Source organism: Flagellimonas algicida (genome assembly GCF_049629585.1).
Classification (GTDB): Bacteria; Bacteroidota; Bacteroidia; order Flavobacteriales; family Flavobacteriaceae; genus Flagellimonas.
This window is the reverse complement of record NZ_JBMYIX010000001.1, coordinates 141,173-161,190: the sequence shown is the minus strand read 5'-3', so window position 1 is coordinate 161,190 and position 20,018 is coordinate 141,173. Positions and strand designations below refer to the sequence as shown.

Genomic DNA, 20,018 nt, shown 5'->3' with positions numbered 1-20,018 from the left:
TTCTGTCTTTTTTAAAATGTTACGTTAAGTCCAATGGTAATGGTTTTGGGTACTGGAAATTCACCGTACTGCACGCCACCAACCTCAGGGGTATCCCCGCTCATGCTCTTGAAATAATGTAGGTTGGTCCCTGTTACGTTGATGCTCAACCTTTTGATCACATCATTAAAATACTCAGTAGGGACATTGTACGTCAACGTTACCTCCCTTAAGGCCAAATAATCTCCTTTTTCCCAAAACTTTTCGTTGCCTTCGGTCTGTAAACTTCCTACGCTCTCGCTTCCTCTCCAAACGTTCTTGGTACCATTTACAAAAACAAAACGGGGCCAGTCGGTATCGGTATTGTTAGGTGTCCATGAATCCAAGACCTCGATGGGTTGTTCCAAGTTACCCTGCGTCTGTGCATACCCTTTGTTCCTGATATGGTTCCACACTAAGTGTCCTGTGGCAAAATCCGTTTGTACGAACAGGCTAAAGTTTTTGTAAGTAAGACTGGTGTTGAATCCTCCGATAAAATCTGGTGTGGTACGCCCTATTACCTTTCTGTCAAGGTTATTGATTACACCATCCCCATTTTGATCGACCCACTTTACATCACCTGCCCATCTTTGGTTGCGGCTGGCCCCGGGCACATACTCGTCGGTAATGCCATTATCGGCATCCGCCTCGGCCTGATTGGCGTAAATGGACTCCTGTTCGAAGGCCACTACCAAATCACCCCCATAACGTTGCCCTTCCTGAAGTCCACCGACCCATTCTTCCTGACCTGTTTCAGGATTCCAAATCAAGGTTCCTCCCTGTCTGTTCAGATCATTGTCATTTTCAGGTAACTCCACCACATAATTTTTGTTGGACGTGATGGTAGCCCCTAAATTCCAAGTAAAATCATCTTTTCTGATGACATCTCCATTTATCTGAAGCTCTATCCCTTTGTTTCTGTAAGTTCCATTGTTGGTTCTTATGGAACTGAAACCTGTATAATAGGGCAAGGTCAAGTTTGCAATCTTATCCTTGATATCCCTGGAATAGACATCCATGATCAAGTTTAAACGACTGTTGAACAAGGATAAATCCAAACCTGCGTTTAAAGTAGTGGAACGCTCCCAAGCTAAATCAAGGGTTGGCAAACCTGAATTGGCATAACCTGTTTGCCCATTGTAGACACCTTGGCCACTATATGACCCAAAAACCACATAGTTTCCTGTATAATCGCGTTGACCAGGAGGGGTCAGGGAGCTAACATTTCCATTGACACCATAGCTTAATCTTGGTTTTAATACAGATATGGTCTTGCCCAGTCCCGAATTTTGAAAGAAGTCTTCGTTGTGTACGTTCCAACCAAGGGATGCTCCAGGGAAGAACCCAAATTTATTGTTCCCCAATCTTGAGGCCCCATCATTTCTGAATGTAAAGCCGACCAAGTATTTATTGTCATAATCGTACAACAACCTTCCAAAAGTCGATACAATAACTTGCTCCGATTCAAAGGTTGAAGGTATTCCATTCGCCTCTGCCCCTGCATTGAGTGTTTGGATCAAATCCGTTGGGGAATTCCTTGTCCCCGCCCCGGAAAGGAAAATATTGTCCTTATAATATTCCGCCCCAACCAAAGCATTGACATTATGGTTCCCAAAGCTTTCGATATAGTTTAAAGTACCTGTCAGCTGATTCCTCAAGGTCCTATTCAAACTAACGCTGGCTTCTCTACCGGTACGTAAAGGTCCTGTGTTGCTACCAACCCTGTAGGCCTTGTTAAAACTCTCGTTGTGATCATTTATGGTAAAGTGGCTTCCGTTCAAAGAGAGCTTCAATTCATCCAAAGGATTCCAATCGAGGCCTACTGAAGCTGTTAAACGCTGTTCCAAGTTCTTTCTGACAAACTTATCCTGATAATACAAAGGGTTTCCAAAGCCTTGGTTCTGCCCTGGCGCATACTGATCAGACCAGGTTCCATCAGGGTTACTATCATAGGTCCTGGAAGTTGCAGCCTGTCCTTGGAACCTTCTGAACACGGTATCTTCATTACCTAATCCTCCTAGGCTTAAATTGGAGTGTGAATATAAAATGTTGGAGTTTATCTTTACCCTGTCACTGATCTTATAGGATCCACTAAACTTTCCGGAATACCTTTTAAAACCTGTGCCCAATGTAAGTCCATCGTTGTCCAAAAGACCCAATCCTAAATAGTATGTGCCCTTTTCGTTGCCTCCATCAAAGGATATATAATGATCCTTGGATTCACTGGTTTGATAAATCCGGTCCCCTACTTCCTTATTGTCATAAAACAGAATCTGTTGACCAGGATTTAAAATATCCGGAATGGATTGCCATCCTGGCTGATTAAGGAGGTATTGATTATCTGAGGTCAACAATTGTGTGGTAAAGGGGTCATTTGTGGCATTGTTCCCTGTGGCCGCACTATGGTTACCGTCCAAAAAGGCACTGAATGCCCCGGGATCACCCGTCGCCTCCCTATACCAAGCCACTGATTGCCTATTGTAATTGATATGATCTGCCGCACCAATATACTTTTGGTCGTTCCGCTCCTTGTTTATACTGTATCTGTACTTATAATTAATGGAGGACTTACCTGATTTACCCGACTTGGTGGTGATCAAAATAACCCCGTTGGCCGATCGTGCACCATAAATGGCCGTGGCCGCCGCATCTTTTAAGACCTCCATCGACTCAATATCATCTGAGTTTAAGGCATAAAAAGAACTGGGAACTCCATCGACCAAAATAAGTGGTGAGTCACTACCACTAAAATTGGTTCCTCCACGTAGTACAATTTCTGGAGTAGATCCAGGTTGCCCCGTGGTATTGGTCACCCGTAAACCGGCAATAGTTCCTTGTAAGGCCGTGGCCGGATTGGAACGTGTGGCACTTTCCAAAACTTGGGTGTCCAACTTTGCCACAGACGAGGTTAATGTAGACCTTGACTGGCTACCATATCCTGTCACCACCACTTCATCCAGCATAGCTGTGTTCTCCGCTAGAATCACATCGATGTTGGTTTGGTTGGCAACCGTAATTTCTTGGGTAGTAAACCCAATATAACTAAACACCAAAATATCACCAGAACTTGCTTCAATGACGTAATTTCCATCGAAGTCTGTTTGGGTACCATTTGAAGTGTTCTTCACCAAAACGGTGGCTCCCGGCAAGGGAACACCATCCGTACCTGTTACATTACCGGTTACCCGTACTTCCTGACCGTACATAGTGGACGAAAACAGGCTTAACAAAGTAAAAAGGAAAAAATGAGTAAGTCTTCCCTTTTTCCAAGGGCACTCCCACAAATTGCTCCTTGTGCATTTTTCTACATAGTTTGAGAGTTTCATAGATTTTAAAGTTTGATTATCTAAGTGTTATGAAGGCGAATATATTAATTTTTGTATTATGTATAACATAATTCATGAAAAAAAGTTTGACTAAAGTACTGGGTCATGGTAAAATGGCTTGGACATGTACCCAATAATGTCCATTTCTTCAAAAAGGTGCATTGCCTTGGAAAGCTTTTCTTCATTAAAGGCCTTATGTGGAAAACGACTGGGGCCCATATCCAATCCAAAGTGTTTCATAAAGCTCTTGCTTCCACCATGAAACCCGCCTAAGGATTCAAGGGTCTCTACAAAAGCGATTGCCTTTTTCTGCAGATGTTCCGCTCTTTCCATTTTACCCTGGGATACACTGGAAGCAATCTCAATATATAATGGAGCCAAATGATTATAGGTACTACCCACCCATCCTGTGGCTCCAGCTATCAGGCTATCCAAAAATTTTTCGTCTATCCCGAAGAAGAGTTTTATTTTTTGGGAATCAAACTTTAAGCATTTACCGAAATCTTGTATATGATCATTGGTGTATTTGATTCCTGCAAAATTTGGGATATTGGTCGTTGCCTTTTCCAAAAAATCGGCCATTAAAAAATCTACCCTTGTCAATACCGGTATGTGATAATAATAGAAGGGAATATTGGGAGCGGATAGTGCTACTTCTTCGCAATAATGAAGCAAATCATCCATTGTTTTAGGCCTAAAGTAAAAAGGAGGTAAAGCCGCAATGGCATCCACCATTTCAGATGAATGTTCGGCCAATTCCTTGGATTCACGTAAATTGGTATGCCCCACATGGTTGATCAGATAAAATCCTTCTGGCTTATTTTTGGCCCAGGCTTCTATTAATTGTTTGCGCTCCATGGTGCTCAATGATGTAAAATCACCGGTTGAACCATTGACAAATGCTCCGCTCACCCCATTATTCCTTAAATATTTTGCATACTCTTTTGTGATATCCAAGCTCAAAGATTTATCCTTCTGCATCGGAGCGTAAGTAGCTGCTATTAAATTCTTCATATGTATTATGTATTACATATGCTAAATAACGTAATTTTTATAATCTATCAAATAAAAAGTTAGATTATCTTACTACTCAGTTATTCAATTACCATACAGATATAGCGCAAAAATGGTCTATATGAATAAAGCCCCTGAAGAAAATCAGAGGCCCTACTCATTAAACTAACTCAAACAATTAAAAAATAAATCACCTTTTTTAAATTCTGTATATCAAGGGAGTTCCAAGTTTGAAAAGTCAATATTGGGAGCTTCTTGGGAAGAAGTACGGACAAATGATGTGCCCACTCCCACACTGCCATTAAAAAAGCCACAGTTCTTCAAGAAAAAATGGTCTCCTTGAGTTCCTCCAATATAGTCCAATCTATGGCCTTGGGAAGCTGTTGCATCTGCGGTAAAGGTTGCCTTAGCCAATTCAATCCAATCCCCTTCCGTGGTATATACCCATTGATTCCCAAACTGCACTTCCCTGGCAATGAACCCCGTACTGGGCACAAAGTTTTCCAAAAAAGAGTGTGGTCGTTTTAAGAAAGTTGATGTTTTGGGTCTTCGCAAGCTGGCAATCAATTGCCACTCCCCTATCTCCGGGGCATAAAAATATGCCGTGTAGTCCGTTGAATTATCCGTGGAGGGCTCCCCTTTCAACAAAAACTTGTAGGTAGTCCCTGCCTTCCAATCAAACGCCTTAAAACTTTGTTTTCCCGATCCTTCATTTCCAAAATCCTGAACAGTGACCCCACTACCGTTTCCAAGGTTTATCACCTTATAATCTTCCGGTATCTGGTTAGGGTCGTCGGTGCTGAAAGCACTCCATATAGAGAATAAAATCCTTCTTTCCGATTCTGAGTTCACCTGCATGCCAAAGTAGCCCTGGGCATGGCCATTGGCCATAAAAAACGACCCTAATATATCCTCTCCCTCTGGAACGGTAACCTCATTGTAGAACCACTGTATGTTCTTTCCCTCTGGTTCTTCATAACTCATATGCACCGATGGTCCTCTTCTGCCGAAGTATTGATTTTCCGTAGGAACAAAGGTTATGGAGCTTACCGCCGGACCTCCGATCAAAATGTCACTAATATCCCCAATATAAGTCCCTGATTTACTGATTCCCTGAATTTCTATGTAGTGGTATCCAGAAGACGCCAACTCAAACTTACCTACTTCAATGGTTTTGTATTCGTTATTGGAGATAACCACTTCTTTGGACTTGGTCCCGACTGTTACCTTTATCTTGGATTCGCCTTGGGGCGATTTTATGTTAAGCCCCAGATGCAACTCTCCTTGAGATTCCGTTTTAAAGTAGGTACGGATCACATCGTCAAGACTGGTCCAGTTATGTATTCCTGTATCATATATGACCTCAGCATCCCTTTCGGTATCATTGATCACCCAACTATTGGCACCTGCCGGAATGGTTACGGAAAAATCAAGGCCTTGTTCAGGTGGATCAACGGAGACTGCCCCATTATCTGATTGGCATGCAAAAACCGTCATTCCAAAAAATGAAAAAAGGCAGTAATAGATTAGGGTTATTTTTTTAGGGATGCTCACAATTAGTTACTTTTTATTTTATAATACTGATGGCCTGCATTGTTATTGGCAATTAGAATAGCTTCTTGGGTTCCATGGTGTATCAGTTGCACATCCTTAACATCACCACTTGCAAAGAATCCTGTTTTCAAATTGTTCCGATAGGCAAATTTGTTGTCTCCCAGTCCACTCAAAAACACTCCAATACCAGCATCTGCCCTAGTGGTTTCCACTTCCGACCCATAATTGTTCCCGGCCAGTAGCAAATCTTTGATGGAGTCCTTATTAAAATCATGGTAAACTATACTGTTGATCGGACTCAATTGAGCTTCAATAGGAAAGGGAACAAATTGGAACTGTTCATCATTATTGATAAAGTAGCCTGATCTAAACTCAATTGCTTGCAAATGCATTGCCTTGGTGATGTCTTCCCCTAAAATGTGCTGTAAATCGCTACTTGCAAACTCTTGGTAGGTCTTTATTCTTTCTTTCAAATAGGGCATTTGTTGAGAGGTACAGTTTTTACCCCGAACAGGTACCAGTTTTTCGTTGTAATACTTTGCCAGCATAATGTCTTCCACGCCATTCTCATCAAAATCGTTCGTGTAGACATGAAATGGCTTTTCCGAAGATGCATGAAACTTATAGTTAAGCCCCAAATTCCCGGCAATAATGTCCAAATCGCCATCATTGTCCAAATCTTCCAAGGCAATCTTGTTCCACCAACCTGTTTGACCTGAGAGGTTTGCGTATTTTTCGTTCTTGGAAAGTCGCCCTTGGTCATTTAAAAAGACTTCCAGACCCATCCATTCTCCCGACACCACTAAATCTTGGTCCCCATCATTATCAATATCTCCCCATTGGGCAGTGGTGACTAATCCTATTTCTTCCAAATCCGGGGCCAATTCCGAAATGGCATTCCTAAATTGCCCACCCTCATTGATCAGTAAAATACTCTTTGGGGCATAGGGATACTTTCCGGGAATTACCCGGCTGCCCACAAACAAATCCTCATCCCCATCCCCATCATAGTCCGAAGCAATAACCACAGCTGCGGCAGAACTTATTTTGGGGAGTTTTGAATTTGCTCGTTTAAAGTTGCCCTTATCATTTATATAGAGTCGGTCTTGCAGTTGTTCTGCATTTTCTGTGAACTCATAACTTCCACTTGCCACGTACAGGTCTTTGTCCCCATCATTATCGGCATCAAAAAAGCAAGCAGATACATCTTCATATGATCTATCCTCCACAAAATCTTGGATTCGCTGTGGAGTATACTTCCCTTCGGTATTGGAAATTAACAATTGTGCTATTTTGTTATGGGAAGCTCCCAGAAAAATATCATCAATACCATCCCCGTTCAAATCTGCTTTGGCAATCGCTGGCCCCAACTGTGAGAGTTTGTGTGGCAGCAACAATTGCACATCAAAATCATTGAACTCATTTTCCTCATGGGAATATGGAAAGGGTTCTTCAAGAAAAAATGTGTCATCATTCCCGGCCACAGGACTATGTGTAGGGTCTTTCGCATTGGTATAATCTACATGCAAGAGTTGATTGGCTTTAACTCCATCTATTTTTTGTTCCTTACCATCCAACCAAGTAATCTTAACGGAGTCCAACTCGGCAATCGGTCCAAGTCCAAAATGCAATTTGTTCGAGGTTGAAGAAAGATAACCCCTGGCATTAATGAGCTGTTTTACCCTATGCTTGCCATCTTGCCCATAAAGGGTCACCTTCGTTCCTGCTCCAAAACGGTTCTTGGGGGCTCCATTAAAAGTAACTTGTAGGTAGTTGCCCTTACCTTGCTCCCTGCTGTTATTTCTTAAAAGTGTGGCCTTCTCATCCAAGTTATTGGTCACAATATCCAAGTCCCCGTCATTGTCCAAATCTACATATACGGCACCGTTGGAGAATGTACCTTTCATATCCGACCAGTCTTCAGTTTTATTGTTGAAGGTTAAATTACCCTCATTTTTAAAGAGGTAATTGGTCAGTTTTTGTTGAGGCAGTTTTTGGGTAAACTTGTAAAAATCCTCTTCTTTTAGGTTTTGCCTGTTTTGGTTGATGTATTTGTTGATTTCATTGTTGACATCCCTATCAACCACATCCCTATAAATCCCATTTGTAACATAAAGGTCATCATACCCATCCAAGTCAAAGTCTGCAAACAAAGCGGACCAACTCCAATCTGTTTTGGCGACTCCGGATAGTTGTGCGATCTCACTGAAATTTCCTTTTCCGTTATTCAGCTGAAGTACATTGTGCATATATTGGTAATGATGGTCATTGGCTATCATGGTATAAAACCGATCTATGGACATCATTGACATGGTGGTCTTGGACCTTACATAATCTTCAGGGCTCATATCCAAAACCAAGAGGTCCTGCAAACCATCATTGTTGACATCTGCAATATCTGCCCCCATGCTGTAATAGGACATGTGTTTGAACAGTTCATCCTTTTTATCGGTAAAGGTGCCATCACCATTGTTGATGTATGCAAAATCGGGCATTATAAAGTCGTTGCTCACATAAATATCCAGCAAGCCATCATTGTTCAAATCTCCGACTTGGGCGTTAAGACCAAATCCAACTTCGGGCAGGATACCTGCCTCTTCGGATACATTGGTAAAATGACCATTCCCGTCATTATTGTATAATCTATCGCTACTTTTAAAGGTTTCCGTTTCCTTGCTCTTCTGTATTTTTTCCAAATCCAACACCTTACCTGTATGCCCTATTCCAGAAGGCGCATTGGCTATGTACACGTCCAAATCCCCATCATTGTCATAATCAAAAAACGTAGAGGAAATAGATCGGTTGGTATCTGCCAATCCAAACTCTTCAGCCTTTTCAGTGAAGGTGAGGTCTCCATTGTTTATGTAGAGCATATTGGCCAGTTTTTGCTCGCCATTGTACCAGCCTGCCCTATTGATATAGATATCCAAGAAACCATCGTTGTTCACATCCGCTACCGAAACTCCAGTGTCAAAACCGACTCTTTTTTCAATTCCTGCCTCAATGGTGATATCCTCAAACTTAAAATTCCCTTTATTAAGAAACAGTTTGTTGTGATAAATGTTGGAAGTGAAGAAAAGGTCTTGTAAGCCATCATTGTTGAAGTCTGCAGCGGCCACTCCTCCCCCAATATAGATATACAGGTATTTGTAGTAATGCAGTTTTTCCGACTCCATTACCTTATTGGTAAAGGTTATACCGGAAACTTCCGATGGGATTTCGGAAAAGAGTTTTCCTTGTGGTATATCCTTAATTGATTTGGAACAGGACAGTACTGTCATGAAACCAATGACCAGACCACAATATTTTAGACTTTTGACCTTCATGGGCTTTTAAAAAAACTCCTAGGAAAGGAGACAAGGTTCCTTTCCTGGGAGTTGCATTTTATCATGGATTTTGTTCCAATGATGGTTGTAGAATAATCTGTTGCTCGGGTATAAATTCGATTACCCTTGGGTGGGTCGCCGGTATTTCCAAAAATGGGTTTGCATTGTTCAAGTGTGTCCCTGGATATCTTCTATTGAGGGTACGTCCATTTCTGTACACATCGTATCTTCTATGGCCTTCAAAGGCCAATTCCAACCTACGTTCATCCAAAACCACATCCAATACGGTCTTGCCATCGGGAAGGTTGCCCAATGTATATTCCGGTACTCCGGCTCTTTGCCTTAAGATGTTGATGTTATCCAAAGCATCTTGATCGGCACTGCGCTTGGCCAAGGATTCCGCCTTGTTCAAGTACATTTCCGCAAATCTGGATACCGTAGGCGACCACATATGCAAATCGTCTTCCTGAAGGGAGGCTTTGAGAATAAAGAATTTGGGATGCCCGTTCCGTTTCTCCAAATCAAAATCAAAAATTACATCTTGACGACCACTTGGACCGTTAAAATAGTATACTGTCTCGCCATCTACATCCTCAGATTGCAAGGTGTAATTGCTGTCCTCATAATCAAATGTTATGGTTCCACCAGTATCCGTGGTCTGTGCAAATTGGTATACATAGTCTTCATTTACCCAATACACTGCCGGTATCCTGTCCTCTTCATCATCAGTTAGATATTGAGGTTCAATAAATGATTTTCTAGCATCTTCGGGATTTTCATCAATCAAGTCCAAGTATGATCTTGAGGCATACATTTCTCCCCAACCGGTACCTTCAACCGTGGCATAGAACGAACCAATGGTGTACCAATCGTCCCACTGTCCCAACAAATCGGACGAACTGCTCAAGGTAACCGCAAAAATTGCTTCCGGATTTTGGTCAGGTTTTAATCTGTTCATTTCGGAAAATTCCGATGTGGGCAATAGGGAATAGAATCCAGAGTTGATTACCTTATCGGCATATTCCTCTGCCTTGGCGTTGTCCTCCATATATAAATAGACTCTTGACAGTAGTGCTTGTGCCGCTTCCTTGGACGCAAAGGATGCTCCTTTGTTTTCGGTCATCAAGGATTCTGCTTTCAACAAATCGCTGATGACTTGGTCATAGACCTCTTGAACCGTACTCCTGTCAGGTCTATCTTCCGTATCGGATGTAAGTTTCAAAGGAATGGAAGGGTTTGCCCCACCTTGGTTATATGGTCTTCCAAAAACATTTCCCATTTGAAAGAACACCAATGCCCTCAAATAATAATTCTCGCCCAACAACTGATCTCCTTCAACAGATTCGCCTTCGGCTATTTTTTCAATCATTAGGTTTGTGCCCACAACAATCTTGTAGGAGTTTCTCCAAAACCTATCAACCCTGGAGTTTGTGGCAATGGATTGGTAGTTGTAGAGGAAAAACAGATGGTCTGTTGTACCTCCGCTCAAGGTTATATTATCACCGGCATATTCTGAGATCCTATGTAGGTCATCTACCCATCCATCGTAGCCAACATCACCTTTCAACAAGGCATAATTGCCTATTGTGGCGGTTGTAACGGACCCTGGGTCACTAAAAAGATCATCAACTGCTATTTGATCATATGGGTTTCGCTCTATATCGCAAGAGTAAAACACAAATGCGGTAACGGATAAAATAGTATATATTATTCTTTTCATTACGTTGCAATTAAGTTTTTTAAAAAGTTACGCTTAGTCCCAATACATATCTTCTTGGAACGGGGTAGGTTAAACTTACCGAGCCAGATAATCCTGGAATGGCATCATCGGGATTACCACGGACCACTGGATCTACCCCAGTAAAGTCAGTAATGGTAAATAGATTGTCCCCTGCCAAATAGATGTTGGCATTGCTTACACCCAACTTGGTCAGGATGTTTTGGGGCAAACTATACGAGAGCGTTACATTGTTCAGCCTTAGGTAGCTCGCATCTTCCAAATATCTGGAAGAGCGCTTATTGGAATTGTTGTTTCCTCCTTCTATGGCTTGGGGATGTGTTGCAATATCGCCCGGTTGTTGCCATCTGGACCAACCATCGGCCAGTACCATTTGATTGAACGTTGAATAAAATCCATCAGAATCAAACAGTTCACGGGAAGCATTGTACAAAGTTCCTCCTTTGGAGAAACTAAAGTTGGAGGTCAAAGACATATTCTTATACCTGAGACTGGTATTAAACCCTCCAATGAAATCGGGTGTTGAAGTGCCCACTGTTTGCAAGGTAGCCTCATTCCAATCGCTTGTTTCCGACTTTGCCCCAGTATCCGGGTCCACCACTTCCCATAATGGCTGACCATTATCCGGGTCTACACCCAACCATTTTCTGATGTACCAAGTGTCCGCATCTTCCCCTATCTTGAAGATTTTTGAACCTACCGGTATCTCTTCTTGTTCATCATAAAGCTCTGTAATCTCATTTCTATTGACCCCAATATTGAAACCAACATTGAAATTAAAGTCTTGTTTTGATACAATATCGGCAGAAACCGAAGCCTCAAAACCTTTATTGGTCAACCCCCCTACATTTTCCCAGAATCCTTGAAATCCGGTAAGATCGGGGAGACTCACAAAATAGAGTAGATCTGATGTATTCTTGTTGTAATATTCAAACGTTAGGCTTACAACATCCAAAATCCTTGTATCCAAGGCCAAGTTGGTCTCATAGGACTTCTCCCACCCCAAATCTGGATTTCCAAATTGGTCCAATATGGCCCCTGGGGTTCCAATATACTGGGTATTTACCCTATATGTTCCTTGGTAAGGGTATAATGATGATGGCCTGTTACCCACCGAACCATAACTGGCCCTAAGTTTTAACTGGTTGAAAACATCGGTATTAAAGAAATCCTCTTTATGAACGTTCCAACCCAAACCTATGGAAAAGAAATTACCGTATTGATTGTCCAATCCAAAGTTTGAGGCACCATCCCTTCTAATGGAAGCTTTTGCAAAATACTTGCTCTGGTAGTCATACTCTGCAGCCAAGAAAAAGGATTGCAGGGCATATTCATTCTTACGACCTTCTACCTCTCCTGTCTCACTGGCTGCATTGAGAATCTCACCTCCCGCAATGATTCCATTTCCAGAGGCGCCGAAGTCTTCGTATTCATAATCGTTGTATTCATATCCGCCCAAAACACTTACCGTATGGTTGTCATTGAAAACATTGCTGTATTTCAACATCTGTGTTGTTAATCGGGTATTTCTATTGGCCGAAAAATTTCGGATTGTACCGCCATTGGCCAAACCTGAATTGGACCTTGGGTCTGTATACTGAAGGTCTTTTCTTCTGTAAAGCGTAAAGTTGTTGGTCGAATGAAGGACTAAATTTGGTACAATCTGGTATTCAAAGTCAAAGTTTGTACTGAAGTTAAAGTCATTCCTGGAAGAGTAGTTCCACTGTTGGTCATAGAAGTAGTTTCTTTGGTCCCTTCCCAACCAGTCTTGGGAATCCTGCGCATTTACGGGAATTCCTTCACTATCAAAAGGTATATCCCAAGGTAAGTTTAGATATAGCTCATACAACGGAGCTTCAGCAATGCGGTCCCTATTATCAAAACTAAACGCCAACTTGGGTTTTATGGTCAGTTTTTTGTTGATTTTATAATCCAAATTAGTACGGAAGGTATACCTATCCAGTTCATTTCCTCTTACAGTGCCCTCTTCATTGTAATATCCCATGTTCAAGAACAAGTTCAAAGATTCTGTGGCAGAAGTGAAGGATACATTGGCATCCCTCACCAAGGCATTCCTTGTGCCCCCTTTTACCCAATCTGTGTCCCTGCCCAACAAGCTTTCATCAAACCATGGTTGTGAATTTTCAAATTGAGTGTGGTAATCATACAACTGCTGTGAGTCCATTACCTCAAACTGGCCGCTATTGAATTGATTGATGGCCAATTTGGTACTTACTTGAATCTGTGGTTTTTCTCCCAAAGGAGCCCTTCTGGTGGTTACCACTACCACACCGTTGGCACCTCTGGACCCATACAATGCCGTTGCCGAAGCATCCTTCAGCACGGATATGTTGGCCACATCATTTGGGTTTATAACAGGAACCCCATGCTGGATCACCCCATCCACAACCCATAAGGGAGTAATGTTTCCGTTCAAGGATGCAACACCCCGTATCAGTATATTTGGAGCAGAACCAGGAGACCCACTGGAGGCGGCCACTTGAACGCCCGCGGCTTTTCCTTGTAGCATGGAGGAAACCTCGGGAGTGGTTATATCTTTTAGTTTTTCAGAGTCAATACTGACCAAAGACGAAGTCACCGTCTCTCTTTTCTGTGTCCCATAAGCCACTACGACCACCTCTTCCAATTGACTCACATCTTCTTGTAGCGTAACAGTGATGTTGGTCCGGTTTCCTACTGGTGTTTCTTGAGTGGTAAATCCTATGGAAGATATTACCAAAACATCATCGGAGGTTACATTGTCTATAGTAAACATTCCATCAAAATCCGTTACGGCGCCTTTCGCTTGGTCCTTGACCAATACGTTGGCACCAACAACAGGCTGTCCTGTACCGTCAACAACAGTACCGGTAATTGGCTTCTCTTGTGACCATGAAACCATGGCAAAGAGAAATAGCGGAATTAATAAAATTAATTTGCGGTTTTTCATAAAGAGTTATTTAGTTAGTAAACAGATGATTGTTAAGTTCAAAAGGTTTCTTTAATCCAATTATAAGGTTTGCGCTTGATCCACATACCTCTGGTGAAATCAGGGAAATCCTGCGGTTCCCCGTTATTTTCAATTGATGCTTCAGATAATGGAGTCACTGCACTCCAAGCGGCTGCATCATAGGCATCCATTGGTGGTGCTATGTTTTGCTTTGCAGATTCAACAAAGGCATTCATTACAAAGAAATCCATCCCTCCGTGTCCTGATCCCATGGCATATTCCCCATATTTTTTCCAAAGCGGATGATCGTACTTCTTAAGCCAAGTATCCATCTCTTCCCAAGAATGACTTTTTGAGACTCCTTCTACATAAATTCTACGGGTGTGATAGTCAAAATCCGTGATTCCTTTAGACCCTTGGACTGTAAACCCTAATGAATAGGGTCTTGGTGAGTTTACATCGTGCGTTACAATAATCGTCTCTCCGTTTGCGGTCTCAATGGTGGAGGTTATCACATCTCCTTGTTTCCATTTTAATTTGGCATTTGGGTGGCTCTCCCCACCGTTGTCCACAATATATTTGTGAAGTCCAACACCTTTCGTTGCATGCGATGTCATGGACACAAAGCGGTTCCCTCGATTGACATCTGCCATTACGGCAATGGGACCCAAACCATGGGTTGGGTATACATCTGCATTTCTTAGCAAAGAGTGTTGTGTTCTCCATTTGGATTCAGATATACCCTTTTCCCCAAATTCAACACCCTTGCCATATGCAGTTTGACCATCATTGAATTTAACACCTCTAAGGTCGTGTTTGTAGCCACAGGTAAAGTGCAACATTTCTCCAAACACATCCTTTTTCACCATATTAAGAACCGCCAGAATATCTCTTCTATAGCACACATTTTCCAATATCATCAGATGGCTTCCTGTCCTTTCATGCGTGTTCACCAAATCCCAACATTCTTCAAGCGTATTGGCAGCCGATACTTCTAGGCCCGTATACTTACCCGCCTCCATGGCATCAACGGCCATTTTGGTGTGCCATAGCCACGGGGTTGAAATTATCACGGCATCCACTTCCTGTAATTCCAGTAAGTTTTTATAATCGAGTGTGTTTTCCCCAAAAACCTTTGGCTTTTTAAACCCTGCTTCAGACAATTTTCCCAATGCAATCTCAACACGCTTGGGGTCTATATCACAAATGGCGGTAATCTCAACATCTTTCCTCTGAAGGGCATTGTTCAAGTGGTTGGCACCCCTAAGGCCCACCCCAATGAAAGCCAGCCGTAATTTGCCGTCATAGATATTTAACTTTTTCCCAAAAACCGTCTCTGGAACCATGGCCATACCGGCCGAAGCCAAAGCAGCTGTCTTAACAAAGCCTCTTCTTGAATTCATGTTTTAATTTAGTTTGACCCAAATTTGGCGGTTTAAATGGATAAAGTTTTTATGGTTTTCAATCAAAAACAGGGTGTATTTCTTCCTTTTTATGGAGGATGACGAAATACTACACCTTTATGACTGATTTTACACAAGTGAGGGAAAGATCCCTTGATACACTGCAACTGCCTGATTGATAACAGTAAGAGCAAATGTGGTTATTCGACCAGGAAAAGCTTGACAACAAGGTGTTCTTATTTTATGTATATTTTTGAATATGTAATGACCCCTTGCATTGTATTGGGTTGGAAATGTACCCCTTGAAGCCCCATCTGATCATATTTTCCACCTTTTTAGTGGAAATGTCCAATCAATATTGAGGGGAAATGACAAAATTTGTGTCTATGTTGCTCATTTACCCTATAAAATGAATTGCGTGACGTGCTCCTATAAGAAAACGATTATCCTATTGACCCTTTTCCTATTTCATCTAGCAGGGGGGTATATTCTTGGGCAGGATCAGGTGTACTTTAAATCCTTGACCCCAACGCACAACAACAAACAGCAATTTGTCAGCAATGTCGCCCAAGATTCATTGGGCAATATCTGGATGTCTTCTTCCCAGGGAGTATTGATATACAATGGCTATACCTTTTCCCTGATTGACAAGGAGAGTATCTTTCCTATCATTGACGGGCAAGATAGGATTGAGTATATCATAAATGATGAATCAAAAAATATTTGGATCAATACACGCAACGGTCTTTTGGCAAAATATGAAACGAGGCGTGGCCAATTTGAAAGTTTTGATCACAAGTTGGGCAAAAAAATGATTCGGAGGGTTCGCCCCAATGGCAAGCAGGTATGGATGGCCACCAAAAGTGGTGACATTTACATCTACTCCAAGCAAAAGTTTGACAGTATCACCACCATCCCAAATATCAACATGGCGGACAACATGGTGAACAATTTGGATTTTGATAAGAATGACAATGTTTATGTAGGAACCACCCAAGGCAAAATCTACAAATACTCCGTACAGTCCGGAAGACAGACCGAAATCGTTGGGCCTTTCACTGACTATCCCGGTGGTATCGTGTTAAGAATGGACAAGGAAAATAGGCTTTGGATTGGAACTGAAGGGAATGGGTTGCACATTTATGATATTGCCCAACAAAAAATCATATCAAAAGACTTCTTAAAAGGTGATACAGGGAATATTGAATCCTCTCTTTTCTTAAGCCTATTTTTGGACAGTGATGAAAATATTTGGGCAGGAACCGATGGCAACGGGGTCTACAAGATAAACAGCAAGACAGGACATGTCCAAAGCTATAAAAAAAGATATCTTGATGAATTTTCCATTGAGAGCAACACCATATTGGATATCAACGAGGATGATCATAAAAATATATGGCTCACCAACAAGTATGGAACGTTGAATATTATCCCCAAAACCAACAAAGATGTAAATTATCATACTGGGTCTGACAATACCATTCCGATGAGGGTATTGAGTATTTTTAAAGCCTCGGACCAGACGCTTTGGATCGGGACCGATGGCAACGGACTAACCAGAATACTTGATAATGGTACATCAAAACAATATTTCAATGATGCAGAAAACTCGTTTTACGTCCAATCCATAATCGAAGATCAAGGGCACAATCTCTGGTTTGGAACCTACAGAAATGGTCTCTGGCACTACAACCCAGGAACAAAAACTTTCAAATCCCTATCCGTTGTAAACGAGAAAGGGCAGATGGCCCAGGACATTAGGGAATTGTTCAAAGATTCAAAAGGCAGGGTATGGGTTGGATCCAATGTATCACTCAATGTTTATAATTCCGAGCAAAAGCTATTGGCTTCATTCGGTAACAATAAAAATGGGCTACATGGTGTAATCGTTGAAAAAATAATAGAGGATTTTCAAGGAAACATTTGGGTTGGACAAATTGGTGGCGGTTTATTCAAGTTTGTGGAGAACAACCAAAACATCAACCATTCGCTTTTTGAAAATTATCCTTCCCCTTCAGGGGAAATCGTACCTCGCATCATTTCAATGATATGCAGTTCCGATGATAAGATTTGGCTCATCAATGAACAGTTTAAATTGAATGTCTTTGATATAAAAAACAAAACATTCACTGAGTTTGAAAATCTTAAAACCATCAAAGACTTAACTTTTAAGGCCATTAACCTAGTTGACAAGGACAATATTTGGGCCAGTACAGGAAATGCAATCGTTCATTTAAATGCAAAGACCTGTACAACCAAAATGTACTATTCTTCAGATGGCCTGCCAGATGGCTCCTTCATGTTAAAAAGTACATTTAAGGATAAGGATGGACAACTCTATTTTGGCAGCACAAAAGGAGTTGCCCATTTTTTCCCTGAAAAATTGAAAAAGGAACCTTTGAACCCCAAATTAGTGGTCCATGATGTCCAAGTTCTGAACAAACCTGCCAAAGACCTACTCCCCGATCAGATAAAATCTGAAGTGTTCAACCTTGACCACCTAAATCTGGGATACAACCAATCTTCTTTTTCGATTCGGTTTTCGGCCATCGACAATATTCTAAACCCCAATTATTTTTATTCGTATAGATTAATGGGTTTTGATGATGAATGGAAAAGTACTTATACAGAAGGCTTTGCATCATATACCAATGTGCCTCCAGGTGGCTATACCCTTGAGATAAAAGCACATGGGATGAACGATTTATCATCAAGCGTTGAAAAGAGGATAAACATTACGATTCAGCAACCCTTTTGGAACAAGCCATTGGCATATGTCATCTATTTTGCGCTTCTATCCTTATTGGTCTTTATCATCGTAAAATGGTATAGGGTTAGAAAGAAGCTATTTATCAATAGGGTCATTCATGCCAAGGAACATGATCTGCACAACACGAAAATGGACTTTTTCACCAAAATGTCCCATGAAATACAAACCCCTATCACCTTAATACTGGGGCCCATAGATGACATGCTCAAAAGAGCGGAGCTTAATGGGAACATGCTCCTGAAGGAAAGGCTGAACATTATAGCCAATAATGCAAAGAAACTTAGCCGGATTGCACGGGAACTTACCTTGGCCAGGAACAGTGATTCCAACAGGCTCAATCTGCTCGTTAGTCAGAATAACCTACACAGTGACATATTGGATATTTGTTCCTCGTTCAAGGAACTTGCACGAAATAAGCAAATCGACTTTTCCATAAGCTGCCCAAAAAACCTGGACCATACATGGTACGACAAAGAAAAATTGGAACACATCCTGTACAATCTACTTTCAAATGCCTTTAAATATACACCTACGGAAGGTAACGTTCAATTACACGTGTCGCCCATAAACAAAAAAAGTTTTGTGAAGATTTCTGTATCCGATTCTGGTCTTGGCATTGAAAAGGAGGAACTGGACAAGATTTTTGAAATTTTCTATCGGTCCAGTACCAACAAACAATTCAAAGGGGCAGGAATTGGTTTGGCCTTGACCAAGGACTTGGTGACGTTACATAAGGGAAAAATTAAAGTGAAAAGTGTTCCGCATGAAGGGACAACTTTTGCCGTAAAGATTCCTGTTGCCGAAAAATTCTATGATGATTCGGAAAAAATTGCAATAAATCATTTTACACCAAAGAAAGTACAGGTAGAAAGCATCCAACCACAAGAAGAACCCCAAAATACCCAACACAAGAAAAGTATCTTGGTGGTTGAGGACAACTATGAATTACAGCAACTTTTAAAGGATCTGTTGTCTCCCCAGTATAACATTTTGCTTGCAGATAATGGAGAAGAAGGCTTCTATCACGCAAAAAACAATATTCCCGATTTGATCATAAGTGATATTATGATGCCTCAAATGGATGGTATAGTCATGAGCAAAGAGCTTAAAAAGCATAATTTGACCAAACACATCCCCATTGTGTTGTTGACAGCAAAGAACTCCACCAAGGCCAAGATTGAGGGGCTCAAAACAGGGGCCATTGAGTTTATAAACAAACCATTCAATACCAATGAGTTACTATTGAAAGTAAATAACTTGCTTTTATCCAAAGAACATATCATTTCAAAATATCGGAAAGAACTGATCAATCGCCCCCAATTTGTCCAAAACCAGTCTCAAGACGAGATTTTTTTGGAGAATTTGGTGGACCATATCAACAGAAATATGGCAGATCCTGATTTTAAGGTGCAACAATTGGCGCAGTCATTGAATATGAGTTATTCCAGCTTGTACAGAAAATGTCTCAATGTTACAGGGTTGAGTGTAATTGATTTCACTAGGGATATGCGCTTAAAAAAAGGAGCCGTACTCTTGACCAAATTCGGGTATTCCATCTCGGAAGCGGCTCATTTGGTAGGATTTAACGACTCCAAATATTTTTCCAAAAGCTTTAAAGGACAATTTGGAACTACTCCAAAAGATTTTAAGAAGCGGGCCAATACAGCTGAAAACATAGAATACTATCTTTCAATTCACCAAATAAACAATACGGATTTTGATTTTGGATCTTAGGCTGGGTTTCATTCACAACCGAAACCCTTTTTAAGATCAATCAATTACAGACGGTAAGCTTACAACTCCAAAAACCTCTCCTTTTTGACAATTATGTAATGCCATTCAACTGTAGTGGAAGTAGAAAAGCCATAAATAAAAACTGTGTTTACAGGAGTTTTTAATTCATCGGGGCGGCAGGAATG

8 protein-coding genes are annotated in these 20,018 nt (G+C 41.3%); 1 reads left to right on the top strand and 7 read right to left on the bottom strand.

Annotated features, from left to right (window positions below; genetic code table 11):
- Positions 1-11 precede the first annotated feature (11 nt).
- From ACPD8L_RS00695 to ACPD8L_RS00665, 7 genes are all read right to left on the bottom strand, one after another.
- A complete protein-coding gene (locus ACPD8L_RS00695) occupies positions 12-3,344 on the bottom strand; it encodes a SusC/RagA family TonB-linked outer membrane protein (protein WP_423941197.1) in 3,333 nt (1,110 codons plus the stop codon).
- 90 nt (positions 3,345-3,434) lie between these two features.
- Positions 3,435-4,358, bottom strand: a complete 924-nt coding sequence (locus tag ACPD8L_RS00690; protein ID WP_423941194.1) for a dihydrodipicolinate synthase family protein — start codon at positions 4,356-4,358, stop codon at positions 3,435-3,437.
- A gap of 213 nt (positions 4,359-4,571) precedes the next feature.
- On the bottom strand, positions 4,572-5,855 hold the full coding sequence (locus ACPD8L_RS00685) for a DUF3472 domain-containing protein (RefSeq protein ID WP_423941191.1): 1,284 nt from the start codon (positions 5,853-5,855) through the stop codon (positions 4,572-4,574).
- A 59-nt stretch (positions 5,856-5,914) separates the two neighbouring features.
- On the bottom strand, positions 5,915-9,238 hold the full coding sequence (locus ACPD8L_RS00680) for a VCBS repeat-containing protein (protein WP_423941188.1): 3,324 nt from the start codon (positions 9,236-9,238) through the stop codon (positions 5,915-5,917).
- Between the two features lie 61 nt (positions 9,239-9,299).
- Entirely contained in the window at positions 9,300-10,958 is a 1,659-nt protein-coding gene (locus tag ACPD8L_RS00675) for a RagB/SusD family nutrient uptake outer membrane protein (RefSeq protein ID WP_293299753.1), read from the bottom strand.
- 19 nt (positions 10,959-10,977) lie between these two features.
- Entirely contained in the window at positions 10,978-13,926 is a 2,949-nt protein-coding gene (locus ACPD8L_RS00670; RefSeq protein ID WP_423941186.1) for a SusC/RagA family TonB-linked outer membrane protein, read from the bottom strand.
- A gap of 38 nt (positions 13,927-13,964) precedes the next feature.
- Positions 13,965-15,329, bottom strand: a complete 1,365-nt coding sequence (locus tag ACPD8L_RS00665; protein WP_423941184.1) for a Gfo/Idh/MocA family protein — start codon at positions 15,327-15,329, stop codon at positions 13,965-13,967.
- A gap of 418 nt (positions 15,330-15,747) precedes the next feature.
- Here ACPD8L_RS00665 and ACPD8L_RS00660 point away from each other — a divergent pair, with 418 nt between their 5' ends.
- Positions 15,748-19,833, top strand: a complete 4,086-nt coding sequence (locus tag ACPD8L_RS00660; protein ID WP_423941182.1) for an ATP-binding protein — start codon at positions 15,748-15,750, stop codon at positions 19,831-19,833.
- Positions 19,834-20,018: the final 185 nt, after the last annotated feature.

Excerpts from the sequence above, each read along its gene's own strand:
- ACPD8L_RS00695 (WP_423941197.1), bottom strand. The coding sequence starts at position 3,344 with ATGAAACTCTCAAACTATGTAGAAAAATGCACAAGGAGCAATTTGTGG.
- ACPD8L_RS00690 (WP_423941194.1), bottom strand. The coding sequence starts at position 4,358 with ATGAAGAATTTAATAGCAGCTACTTACGCTCCGATGCAGAAGGATAAA.
- ACPD8L_RS00685 (WP_423941191.1), bottom strand. The coding sequence starts at position 5,855 with ATGACGGTTTTTGCATGCCAATCAGATAATGGGGCAGTCTCCGTTGAT.
- ACPD8L_RS00680 (WP_423941188.1), bottom strand. The coding sequence starts at position 9,238 with ATGAAGGTCAAAAGTCTAAAATATTGTGGTCTGGTCATTGGTTTCATG.
- ACPD8L_RS00675 (WP_293299753.1), bottom strand. The coding sequence starts at position 10,958 with ATGAAAAGAATAATATATACTATTTTATCCGTTACCGCATTTGTGTTT.
- ACPD8L_RS00670 (WP_423941186.1), bottom strand. The coding sequence starts at position 13,926 with ATGAAAAACCGCAAATTAATTTTATTAATTCCGCTATTTCTCTTTGCC.
- ACPD8L_RS00665 (WP_423941184.1), bottom strand. The coding sequence starts at position 15,329 with ATGAATTCAAGAAGAGGCTTTGTTAAGACAGCTGCTTTGGCTTCGGCC.